Genomic DNA, 12,336 nt, shown 5'->3' on the forward strand with positions numbered 1-12,336 from the left:
ACCCCTTAGCTTGCTTCTGCTTCTAAAAAGTCCTGAGCAAAACGTTGTAATACACCACCGGCTTCATAAATTGATACTTCTTCTTTGGTGTCTAAGCGGCACTGTACCGGCACTTCTTCACTGTCACCATTGGCACGATGAATGACTAAAGTCAGTCTCGCACCAGCTTCCGGCGTACCTTTCACATCAAAGGTTTCAGTACCATCAATATTCAGCGTTTTACGGGTTGTGCCTTCTTCAAACTGCAGTGGCAATACACCCATACCAATTAAGTTGGTACGGTGAATGCGCTCAAAGCCTTCGGCAACAATGACTTCAACACCGGCTAAGCGCACACCTTTTGCAGCCCAGTCGCGTGACGAGCCCTGACCATAATCAGCACCAGCCACAATAATAAGCGGCTGTTTGTTCTCCATATAGTGTTCAATAGCTTCCCACATGCGCACGGTTTTACCTTCAGGTTCAATTCGTGCCAGCGAGCCCTGAATGACTTTACCGTCTTCGCCTTTCACCATTTCATTAAACAGTTTCGGGTTAGCAAAGGTCGCGCGCTGCGCTGTTAAATGGTCGCCACGGTGCGTTGCGTAAGAGTTAAAGTCCTCCTCCGGCACACCCATTTTCGCCAAATATTCACCGGCGGCACTGTCAGCCATAATAGCGTTTGACGGTGACAAGTGGTCAGTGGTGATGTTATCACCCAGCACCGCTAACGGACGCATACCTTTCATGGTGCGCTCTGCAGCTAATGCGCCTTCCCAATATGGCGGACGGCGAATATAGGTAGTTTGCGGGCGCCAGTCGTACAACGGGTTGTTCTTCTCACCGTAGTCAACTGACAGATCAAACATCGGGTCATAAACCTTACGGAATTGCTCAGGTTTAACGCTCTGTTTCACAATGGCATCAATCTCTTCATCGCTTGGCCAGATATCTTTCAGCGTTACCGGATTACCGTCCGGGTCAATGCCCAATACGTCTTTCTCAATATCAAAGCGAATAGTACCCGCTATGGCGTAAGCTACGACCAATGGCGGCGAAGCCAGGAACGCCTGCTTAGCATACGGGTGAATACGACCGTCAAAGTTACGGTTACCAGACAATACCGCCGTAGAGAATAAATCACGGTCAATAATTTCCTGCTGTATTTTAGGATCCAACGAACCACTCATGCCGTTACAGGTGGTACAGGCAAAGGCGACTACGCCAAAACCTAAATCTTCCAGTTCAGGCAACAGTTCCGCTTCTTCCAGATACATTTTGACCGTCTTAGACCCTGGAGCCAGCGATGATTTTACCCATGGCTTACGGGTTAAGCCCAGCTTGTTCGCGTTACGAGCAATTAGGCCGGCAGCAATCATGTTGCGTGGGTTACTGGTATTGGTACAGCTGGTAATGGCTGCGATAATCACCGCGCCGTCAGGCATTTTGCCTTCTTCCGGGTTCTCAATGTGCTTCGCAACACCACGCTCCGACAGTTCCGATGCCGGTAGCAGCGAATGCGGGTTCGAAGGCCCGGCCAGGTTACGCTTAACTTTCGATAAATCGAACTTAAGTACTCGGCCATATTCGGCAGACTTTAAGCTGTCGGCCCACAATCCGGTTTCTTTGGCAAAATGCTCAACCAATTCTACCTGGTCATCGTCACGACCGGTCAGTTTCAGGTAATCAATAGTTTGATCATCAATATAGAACATGGCCGCAGTCGCGCCGTATTCCGGTGTCATATTAGAAATGGTTGCACGGTCGCCAACGGTTAGGGCTTCTGCACCTTCGCCGTAAAACTCCAGGTAGGCGCCAACGACACGCTCTTTACGCAAGAACTCGGTCATTTCCAACACTAAATCCGTGCTGGTAATACCCGGTTGCAGTTTACCGCTCAGCTCAACGCCAATAATGTCAGGCAAGCGCATATAAGATGCACGCCCCAGCATAACGCTTTCCGCTTCCAGGCCACCAACACCGACAGAGATAACACCTAAGGCATCAACCATTGGCGTATGGCTGTCAGTACCTACACAGGTATCGACAAAAGCGACATTGTCGCGTACCTGAACTACCGGGGACATTTTCTCCAGGTTGATCTGGTGCATAATGCCGTTGCCGGGAGGAATGACATCAACGTTTTTAAACGCCGTTTTGGTCCAGTTAATAAAGTGAAAACGGTCATCGTTACGACGGTCTTCAATAGCCCGGTTTTTTTCAAAAGCGTCTTTATCAAAACCTGCATGCTCAACGGCCAGTGAATGATCAACAATCAACTGGGTTGGTACCACAGGGTTCACTTTGGCGGGGTCCCCGCCTTTTTCAGCAATGGCGTCACGCAATCCGGCTAAATCCACTAAGGCTGTCTGACCTAAAATATCATGACAGACAACGCGTGCCGGGAACCATGGGAAATCGTGTTCTTTTTTGCGGTAAATCAACTGTTCTAACGATTGCGTCAGAATATCCGCCGGGCAGCGACGGACTAAGTTTTCAGCTAATACACGGGAAGTATAAGGCAGGCGCGCATAGGCACCCGGTTCAATCGCATCTACAGCGGCTTGAGTATCAAAGTACTCGAGCGTAGTACCAGCGAGTTTTTTACGGTATGAAGTCATGAGTTACCACTTATCGTCATGGTTAAACGAAAAAAGGAGCAGTAGATGACTGCTCCTGTACTATTTATCAGTCGAAGAACAGATTAACGCTCTTCTAAAGCCGGAACTTTACGCGGCTCTGGGCCTGTATAATCGGCACTTGGGCGGATAATACGGTTGTTTGCACGCTGCTCTTTCACATGAGCGGTCCAGCCGGTCACACGCGACATAACAAAGATTGGTGTAAACAATTTGGTTGGAATACCCATGTAGTGATAAGCCGATGCATGGAAGAAATCCGCATTCGGGAACAATTTCTTCTCGTCCCACATGACTTTTTCACAACGCACAGACACGTCGTACAAGCGGCTATCACCCACTTCTTCAGATAGCTTCTTAGACCAGGCTTTAATCACGTCGTTACGCGGATCAAAATCACGGTAAATGGCATGACCAAAACCCATGATTTTCTCTTTGCGTTCCAGCATGCCTTTCAGTTTCTGCTCGGCATCGTCAGCGTCTTTCATGCCCTCAATCAGCTCCATTGCCGCTTCGTTTGCACCACCATGAAGTGGCCCGCGTAATGAACCAATGGCACCGGTCACACAAGAGTGAATATCTGACAAGGTTGAAGCACAAACACGAGCCGTAAAGGTTGATGCGTTAAACTCATGCTCAGCATACAGAATTAACGAAGTGTTCATTACTGCTGCGTGCAGCTCTGAAGGTGCTTTGTCGTGTAACAAGCGCAGGAAGTGTGCACCGATAGACTCTTCTTCAGAATCGGTATCAATACGCACGCCGTCGTGAGTATAGCGGTACCAGTACAGTACGATACCCGGGAAAGTCGCCAGCAGACGTTCGATGTGATCGTCAGCTTCATCAAAGCTTTCTTCCGTTTCCAGGTTACCCAGCATAGAACAACCGGTACGCATAACATCCATTGGATGCGCTGATTTTGGAATACGCTCAAGTACGTCTTTAACTTCCTGAGGTAAAGTACGCAGTGACTTCAAGCGCTTTTTGTAGTCTGTTAGCTGTTGCTTATTCGGCAACTCGCCTTTCGCTAAAAGGTAAGCCACTTCTTCAAAACTGACTTTTTCCGCCAGTTCAGAAATGTCATAGCCACGGTAGGTTAAACCTGAACCGCTTTTACCAACAGTACATAGTGCCGTCTCGCCGGCTGACTGTCCGCGCAAACCTGCGCCACTTAGTTTCTTCTCTGCCATAATGTTGTTCCCTTCTTAATTTTTGTATTTGATATCTGCCATCGCTCGTAGCCTGACGTTTACGTCAGGAACGATATCTCACCTGACATAAATGTCAGGCTACTTTTTAAATAATTGATCGAGTTTTTCTTCAAAATCGTGATAGTTCAAAAAGTCATACAACTCTGCGCGAGTCTGCATGTCATCAATGACGGCTTTCTGATCGCCGTTCTCTAAAATACTATTGTAGACGTTAAGTGCGGCTTTGTTCATTGCCCGGAAAGCACTTAAAGGGTAAAGAACAATTTCCACCCCAACGTCAGCTAATTCCTGTTTATTAAACAATGGCGTAGCGCCAAATTCAGTGATATTGGCCAGAACCGGTACATTCAAGGCTTCGGTGAAGGCTTTATATTGATCAAGCGTATGAACAGCTTCTGCAAAAATGGCATCAGCGCCGGCATCCACACAAGCCTGTGCACGTTCAATAGCGGCCTCCAGACCTTGTTGTTGTAGTGCATCAGTACGCGCCATAATAAGGAACTGGTCGTCAATACGTGCATCTACGGCTGCTTTCACTCGGTCAACCATCTCTTCTTGCGTCACAATTTCTTTATTTGGGCGGTGGCCACAGCGCTTTTGAGCCACCTGGTCTTCAATATGCATTCCGGCTGCACCGGCACGTGTCATTTCCTGAACGGTACGGGCAATATTAAAAGCGCCGCCCCAGCCTGTGTCAGCATCAACTAACAGAGGGAGATCGGTTGCTGCGGTAATACGGCGAATGTCTTCACAAACATCATTTAACGAGGTCATGCCTAAGTCAGGTAAACCGAAAGACGCATTCGCTACCCCAGCACCAGACAGGTATAGCGCTTTGTGCCCAACCTTTTCTGCCATCATTGCTGTGTAGGCGTTAATGGTGCCAACAATCTGTAAAGGATTTTCGTCGGCAATAGCTTGGCGCAACTTAGCACCCGGGCTTGTCATATGAGTCATGATGTTTCCTTTTCTGTTTGTAACCGTAATTCAATGTTTTTACGAGACGCGCCAATATGGCGGCGCATTAGCAGATCGGCCAATTCACCATCGCGATTAGCAATAGCATTAATAATGGCTTTATGTTCATCGAAGGCGCGCGAAACTCTCGGGCCATTCATACCCATCTGTACTCGATACATACGGACAAGATAGTAGAGTTCGTCGCAAAGCATATTAATTAAATACTGATTTTTACTGCCGAGTATAATGCGATAGTGAAAATCTAAATCACCGGCTTCCTGATAGTAACTCTCACCTTCACGAACCCGCTGAGTTTGCAGATGCTTATCTAAAAGCTGCCTTAACTCGTCAATTTCATTGTCGGGCATTTGCTCTGCCGCTAAACGACAGGCCAGGCCTTCAAGCTCTTCCCGTATTTGATATAACGAAATTAATCCTTCCAGAGACAGGGTAACCACTCTGGCACCCGCATTCGGAATTCGTTCAATAAGATGGCAACGCTCAAGTCTGGCTAAAGCTTCACGCAATGGCGCTCTGCTGACATTGAAACGCCGGGCAAGCTCCGGTTCGCTAATTTTGCAACCCGCCGCAATATCTCCTTCGACAATAGCGCGCTGTATTTCAAACAAAACGCGATCTGATGAAGTAATGGCGGAACGTTCTAAAGGGCTGACTATTTGCATTAATTGTCGACAGTAATTATTGATTTAGCTATTTTCCACGAAAAAACCGATATTTGCAAGGCGGACTAAATTAAATTGTCGACAATCTAAAATCGATTGTTTTTATCACTAATACCTTTCAATATAGCAACTATCACTTTGTCAGGACTACAGAGATCAACATGTTCGAATGGATTACCATGCCAGAAGCCTGGATTGCGCTGGCAACCTTAACCGCGTTAGAAATTGTGCTGGGTATTGATAACATCATTTTTATTTCCATTTTAGTTGGGCGCCTACCTGAGCATCAACGAGACAAAGCCCGCACCATAGGCTTAGGTCTGGCTATGGGCACGCGGTTACTCCTGCTCTTTTCTCTAACCTGGGTAATGACTCTTACCGATCCGCTATTCAGTATCTTTGCAGAGGAAATTTCAGGGCGCGATCTAATCTTGCTGTTAGGTGGTTTATTTCTTCTTGGAAAAAGCACTTTAGAAATTCACCATGCACTGGAAGGTGATTCGCAAACAGAAAAATCCCCTGTCGCCGCTTCTTTTATCGGCATTCTTATACAGATAGCCATTCTGGATGTTGTTTTTTCGCTGGATTCAGTCATTACAGCTGTTGGCCTGGCTGAACAGTTAAGTGTTATGGTCATTGCCGTAATTATTTCGGTAGGTGTCATGTTGGTGGCAGCAAAATCGGTCAGCGATTTTGTCGACAAACACCCGACCATTAAAATGTTGGCTCTTAGCTTTTTAATTTTAATAGGCATGACCTTAGTTGGCGAAGGATTCGGATTTCACGTACCTAAAGGCTATGTCTATTTCGCTATGGCGTTCTCTCTTGCAGTTGAAATGCTCAATCTTAAAATACGATCTAACCGCAAAAAGCCGGAACCAGTGGAGTTGCGCAAGGGTATACCCGGAGATAAACATCCTAAAAATTGAGTATTTCATCGTTTTCGGTTTTATTTCACGGCGGTCGCTAGTAAAGTAACGCCACTTTTTTTGACTTATACCAAAGTCGAACAGGACCAAAGTTTCAATAACTAAACGGATAATAACAATGGATCCAACAAAAATAGTCGACAAAGACGCAAGTTTTTTCGGACAACCAGGGGGCTTACAAACCCTGTTTTTTACCGAAATGTGGGAGCGCATGAGTTACTACGGTATGCGCGCATTGCTGGTTCTTTTTATGACCGCAAGCTTACAAGAAGGCGGTATAGCATTCACCGTCGCCTCTGCAACAGCCATCTACGGTTTGTACACCGGTGCCGTATACTTTATGGGTCTACCTGGCGGTTGGATAGCTGACCGATTATTAGGCGGACAGCGCGCCACCTGGTACGGCGGCATCATTATTATGCTTGGCCACATAGTCTTAGCCATACCAAGTAAAGCTGGTTTCTTCATTGGTATGATTTTGGTGGTACTTGGCACAGGTTTATTAAAGCCAAACATCACCGCCATGGTTGGCCAGTTATATAGCTCCGACGATGACCGTCGCGACGGTGGTTATACCCTTTATTATATGGGTATTAACATCGGTTCGATCATCGGTTACATCGTTACTGGTTATCTTATGGAAAATGCTGGTTACCACTGGGGCTTCGGCGCAGCGGCTGTTGGTATGGCATTTGGTCTTATTCAGTACAGACTAACTCTACCTAAACTGAAGGGCGTTGGTGAAAAACCACCGAAGCCTTTAGGCCCGAAAGCGGCAAAGCGCAGTTGGGGAATCATCTGGCTTTTACTGGCAAGTTTGGCTGTTTACACTTTTCTGGCGCTAAATGGCGATGTCAGTATTAATCCGGTCGCTGCTGCTGAAAGCGTTTCCATTATCTTCACCGTCATCTTTTTCCTATTTTACCTATCGGTTTTCCTTTTCGGTAAGTTAACCCGGGATGAAATGAAACGGCTGGGCGCCTTATTCTTAGTCTGTATTGCCTCAACCATGTTCTGGGCAGGCTTCGAACAAGCAGGTTCTTCATTCAACTTGTTTGCGCGAGACCTAACTGACCGTATGGTTGGCGACTTTCAAATTCCAACTACCTGGTTTCAGTCACTAAACTCTTTCTTTTTGGTTGCCTTGTCACCCTTCTTCGCAGCACTTTGGATTAATCTTAGCAAGCGCATGATTAATCCATCCTATGGCTTCAAAAGTGCGATTGGTCTTATCATTATGGCAACAGGTTTTATTGTCATGTTCTTTGCGTCGCAAGCAGCGGCAAGTGGCATGAAAGTAGCTCCATACTGGTTAGTTGCGGTTTACTTTATCCATACTGTAGGTGAGCTTTGCTTAAGCCCGGTCGCACTAAGTGCGGTCAGTAAATTGTCGCCAAAACGTATGGCAGGCCAAATGATGGGTATCTTCGTATTGACCTACTCAATCGGTAACGTTGTTGCAGGCCGAATCGCGGGTGGTCTTAACCCAGACGACCCACAGGCCATGCCTGAGCTTTACTGGACCATTTTCTTATTTGGTATCAGCGTTGGTGCGGTTGTGTTCGTGCTGGCTCTGTTTACTCGTAAATGGGAGAAACTGGCTCCGGACGATGGTGAAGACGAGCACCCGGGTGCCGTAATCGACGCTAACGAGCCTGTCGGAAAACCATAATTCACTTCTTTGTGAAAAACTGCTAGAAAGGGACCTTCGGGTCCCTTTTTTAATATCGGTAGCACTTATGCTAAAACAAATCATCCTCCTGACCAGCCTAACTTGCAGCACTATCTTTTCCGCTAACGTGCTTGCAAAAAATATAAGCCCCCTACCTCTTAAACAACGTGCAGCAGTTGTTGATGACCTTCTTCAGCAACGTGTGCAGCAACTGCTTCCGGATCTGATGCGACAAGCTGACATTGATATGTGGGTATTAATAAGTCGCGAGTACAACGAAGATCCAATTCTTAAAACCTTTCTGCCCAGCGACTGGTTATCTGCAAGACGAAGAACCATCTTAGTTATCCATAACCCGGGCAATGGTGAGAATCTGGAAACCTTAGCAATAGCTCGTTATAACGTTGGTGAGGTGTTTAAAAGCGCCTGGAACCCAGAGCAACAACCTAATCAATGGCAACGCCTGACGGAAGTCATTACCGAGCGTAACCCCGGTTCTATTGCAATTAGTCAATCGAAAGACTTCGCTCAGGCCGACGGGATTACAGCAACGGATAAAGAGCTTTTCATGGCCGCTTTACCCGACAATTTAAAAAATAAAATTGTCAGTGCTGAACCGCTCGCCGTCTCCTGGCTTGAAAAACGGATAGAAGCAGAACTGCCCTATTATCGTAATGCCGTTAAGCTTGCGCACCAGATTATCGCCGAGGGGTTTTCAAACAAAGTAATCTCGGTTGGTGAGACCACCACAGAAGACCTTCAATGGTGGTTCCGTGAGCGTGCTGCACAAGAGAACCTGCCCGTTTGGTTCCATCCTTCCGTGAGTGTGCAGCGTATCGATGACCCTCAACCCGGGCATCCGCGTTCAACCGGAATCGTCATACAACCGGGCGACTTATTGCACGTGGACTTTGGCATTACCTACCTGCGCTTAAATACCGATACTCAGCAACATGCCTATGTTTTAAAAGAAGGTGAGTCAGACGCTCCTGAAGCCCTAAAACAAGCACTAATCAATGCTAATCAGCTACAGGATATTTTGACCAAACAGTTTGAAGAGACACGTTCAGGCAATGACATTTTGCTCGCCGCATTAGAAGAAGCGAGAAGCGAAGGTCTGGAGCCCATGATTTATACTCACCCTATTGGTTATTACGGCCATGGATCAGGGCCAACCATTGGTATGTGGGACAAACAGCACGCAATACCAGGTGGAGGAGAATACCCGTTATTTTCTAATACGGCTTATTCTATAGAACTAAATAACAAAACCACATTCAAGGATAAAGCCGTCACCATCATGCTGGAAGAGGATGCATTTTTTGATGGTGACGGAGTTAGCTACTTAAACGGCAGACAACAGTCCTTTCATCTTATCGATTAGGCTTTTCTGAAACATAAATAGTAATGTGCCCGGCGGCTACAACCGTGCCGTCGCTACGCTTGGCTTCTACGGATATAGGCTGATCGCCCGGTTGCCAGGTTGACTCTGAGCTGACTGCTTCTATGGTCACATCGCTGTCAGTTTTCGCCAGATACTGCACATTCATGCCTTTCGGTAACCAACGCAGATGTTTAGGAATCGACGCCTCGGCTAATGCCCCCATCGCCATTTCCATGCCGTTGCACACAGCAATAGCGTGCACAGTGCCAATGTGGTTCTGTACAGCCTTTCGCTTCTTAAACGTCAGCTGGCAGAAGTTCGGTTTTAATTCGGTAATAAGCGGCTTAATTGTTTTAAAGTAAGGAGCTTTTCGGGCAAACATTGCAGAGAAAATCTTACGCCCAAAAGGCAGTTTTAAGCAGCGTTCGTATAAATTAATTAGGTAGTTGCCAGTTGCCAAAATCGTTACTCCAGACCTTTGTTAATAAAAACCTTGTTTCAGAATGTACTAATGTACAGACAAAAAATACAGATATAAAAAAAGCAGGCCGCAGCCTGCTTCTTATAGTTAGAGCTTAGCTTACACTATGTAAATTATAAGCTGCTAAGTGTTTCATTTAGTACTGAACATGGACGCATTGCTGCAGATACTTTATCTGTGTTTGGCTGATAGTAACCACCAATGTCCACTTTAACGCCCTGAATTTCGTTCAGCTCATTGATAATCGCCTGCTCGTTACCAGACAGTTTTTCAAACAACTTACTGAAACGTTCTTTCAGCTCGGCATCTTCGTTCTGGTTAGCCAGTGCTTCTGCCCAGTACATAGCCAGGTAGAAGTGTGAACCACGGTTATCAATTTCGCCAACTTTACGCGATGGCGATTTGTTTTCTTCCAGGAACTTAGCTGTTGCCAGATCTAAGCTGTCGGCCAACACTAAAGCACGTTTGTTATCAAAAGTACGGCTTAAGTGCTCGAGAGAAGCCGCTAACGCCAAAAATTCACCTAAAGAGTCCCAGCGTAAGTGGTTCTCTTCAACAAACTGCTGTACGTGTTTAGGCGCTGAACCGCCGGCACCGGTTTCAAACAAACCACCGCCGTTCATTAACGGAACAATTGACAGCATTTTCGCTGAGGTGCCCAGTTCCAGAATTGGGAACAAGTCAGTCAGGTAGTCACGCAATACGTTACCGGTAACAGAAATGGTGTCTTTGCCTTCTTTCACACGCTGTAACGTGTGGCGAGTCGCTTCAACCGGTGCCATAATCTGAATGTCCAGACCGTCAGTGTCGTGCTCTTTTAAGTACTCTTCCACTTTCTTAATCAATTGAGCATCGTGAGCACGGTTGCTGTCTAACCAGAATACCGCCGGCATACCGCTTAAGCGTGAACGGTTAACCGCCAGCTTAACCCAGTCGCGGATAGGTGCGTCTTTCACCTGACACATGCGCCAGATATCACCTTCTTCTACTTTGTGTTCGAAAACGACATCACCGGCTTTATTGAAAACTTTCACGACTCCGTCGGCTGGAATTTCAAAGGTCTTATCGTGCGAACCATACTCTTCTGCTTTTTGCGCCATTAAGCCAACGTTAGGCACTGTGCCCATAGTTGCCGGATCAAAGGCACCGTTTTCACGACAGAAGTCGATGGTTTCCTGATAAACGCCAGCGTAGCTACGATCCGGGATCATTGCTTTTGCGTCTTGCTGGCTATCGTTGGTATCCCACATTTTACCAGAGTCACGGATCATCGCCGGCATAGATGCGTCGATAATAATGTCGCTTGGAACGTGCAGGTTAGTGATGCCTTTATGCGAGTTGACCATAGCCAGTTCAGGCTGCTTAGCGTAAACCGCGTTCATGTCTGCTTCAATAGCATCGCGCTGCTCTGCTGTCAGTTTGTCCAGCTTGCCATAAAGGTCACCAATACCGTTGCTTGGGTCAAACTCAATCTCTTTCATTAAATCGGCGTGTTTTTCTAAAACATCTTTATAAAAAACACGTACCGCATGACCAAACATGATTGGATCAGAAACTTTCATCATGGTGGCTTTCAAATGCAATGACAGCAATACGCCCTGCTCTTTTGCCGCTACCGTTTCTTTTTCAAAGAAGGCCTGTAGTTGCTTTTTGCTCATAGTCGCCGCGTCAACTACTTCACCAGCCAATACTGGTACAGATTCTTTCAGTACTTTTTGCTCACCATTACTTTCAAAAACAATCTTGAAGGTATCTTCGCTGGCAGACGTCACAGACTTTTCGCTACCGTAAAAATCACCTTCATTCATGTGAGCAACGTGTGATTTGGAGTCCTTAGACCACTCACCCATACGGTGCGGGTGCTTCTTCGCGTAATTTTTTACAGCGCTTGGTGCGCGACGATCAGAGTTACCTTCACGTAATACCGGGTTAACCGCACTGCCTTTCACTTTGTCGTAACGTGAACGAACGTCTTTCTCTTCGTCGGTTTGCGGGTCAAACGGGTAATCCGGCAGTTTATAGCCCTGTTTTTGCAGTTCTTTAATACAGGCTGTCATTTGCGGAATAGACGCGCTGATGTTTGGCAGCTTAATAATATTGGCTTCTGCGGTTTTCGCCATTTCGCCCAGTTCAGCTAAAGCATCTGACTGACGTTGTTCTTCGGTCAGGTACTCTGGAAACTGCGAAATAATACGACCAGCCAAAGAAATATCACGAGTCTCAACTGAAACACCTGCAGCTTTAGTAAATGCTTCAATAAAAGGCAGAAACGAATAGGTAGCAAGGCGCGGGGCCTCGTCCGTTTCAGTATAAATAATCTTTGCTTTATCAGTCGACATAGTCATTCCTATTTATTGGACCAAAGTAAAAATTGCTTCATTTACTTACATAGTTTTGT

The 12,336-nt window shown here is 46.5% G+C and carries 9 protein-coding genes; 3 read left to right on the top strand and 6 right to left on the bottom strand.

Annotated features, from left to right (window positions below; genetic code table 11):
- Positions 1-5: 5 nt before the first annotated feature.
- From acnD to DET62_RS05150, 4 genes are all read right to left on the bottom strand, one after another.
- Positions 6-2,600, bottom strand: coding sequence for a Fe/S-dependent 2-methylisocitrate dehydratase AcnD (acnD, locus tag DET62_RS05135; RefSeq protein WP_110013226.1), 2,595 nt, complete (start codon positions 2,598-2,600; stop codon positions 6-8).
- 83 nt (positions 2,601-2,683) lie between these two features.
- Entirely contained in the window at positions 2,684-3,808 is a 1,125-nt protein-coding gene (prpC, locus tag DET62_RS05140) for a 2-methylcitrate synthase (RefSeq protein WP_011234672.1), read from the bottom strand.
- Positions 3,809-3,907: 99 nt separating this feature from the next.
- On the bottom strand, positions 3,908-4,786 hold the full coding sequence (gene prpB, locus DET62_RS05145; RefSeq protein ID WP_011234673.1) for a methylisocitrate lyase: 879 nt from the start codon (positions 4,784-4,786) through the stop codon (positions 3,908-3,910).
- A complete protein-coding gene (locus DET62_RS05150) occupies positions 4,783-5,472 on the bottom strand; it encodes a GntR family transcriptional regulator (protein ID WP_011234674.1) in 690 nt (229 codons plus the stop codon). Before DET62_RS05150 ends, prpB begins: the two co-directional genes overlap by 4 nt.
- A gap of 161 nt (positions 5,473-5,633) precedes the next feature.
- Here DET62_RS05150 and DET62_RS05155 point away from each other — a divergent pair, with 161 nt between their 5' ends.
- The 3 genes from DET62_RS05155 to DET62_RS05165 all read left to right on the top strand — a co-directional run bounded on the left by DET62_RS05155 (position 5,634) and on the right by DET62_RS05165 (position 9,457).
- Positions 5,634-6,401 carry a TerC family protein gene (locus tag DET62_RS05155; RefSeq protein ID WP_110013227.1) on the top strand — a complete coding sequence of 256 codons (768 nt, stop codon included), beginning with the start codon at positions 5,634-5,636 and terminating at the stop codon, positions 6,399-6,401.
- Positions 6,402-6,519: 118 nt separating this feature from the next.
- Positions 6,520-8,073 (top strand): peptide MFS transporter, encoded by a 1,554-nt coding sequence (locus tag DET62_RS05160; RefSeq protein WP_110013228.1) that lies wholly within the window; start codon positions 6,520-6,522, stop codon positions 8,071-8,073.
- Between the two features lie 67 nt (positions 8,074-8,140).
- Positions 8,141-9,457, top strand: coding sequence for a M24 family metallopeptidase (locus DET62_RS05165; RefSeq protein WP_110013229.1), 1,317 nt, complete (start codon positions 8,141-8,143; stop codon positions 9,455-9,457).
- Here the strand turns inward: DET62_RS05165 and DET62_RS05170 are convergent.
- Together DET62_RS05170 and DET62_RS05175 are read right to left on the bottom strand one after the other, a co-directional pair.
- Positions 9,447-9,917, bottom strand: coding sequence for a hotdog fold domain-containing protein (locus DET62_RS05170; RefSeq protein ID WP_110013230.1), 471 nt, complete (start codon positions 9,915-9,917; stop codon positions 9,447-9,449). The two genes, DET62_RS05165 and DET62_RS05170, sit on opposite strands and share 11 nt — an antisense overlap.
- 134 nt (positions 9,918-10,051) lie before the next feature.
- Complete coding sequence (locus DET62_RS05175; RefSeq protein WP_110013231.1) at positions 10,052-12,277, bottom strand: NADP-dependent isocitrate dehydrogenase; 2,226 nt, start codon at positions 12,275-12,277, stop codon at positions 10,052-10,054.
- Positions 12,278-12,336 lie beyond the last annotated feature (59 nt).

This window comes from Idiomarina sp. H2, assembly GCF_004364275.1.
Lineage (GTDB): Bacteria > Pseudomonadota > Gammaproteobacteria > Enterobacterales > Alteromonadaceae > Idiomarina > Idiomarina loihiensis.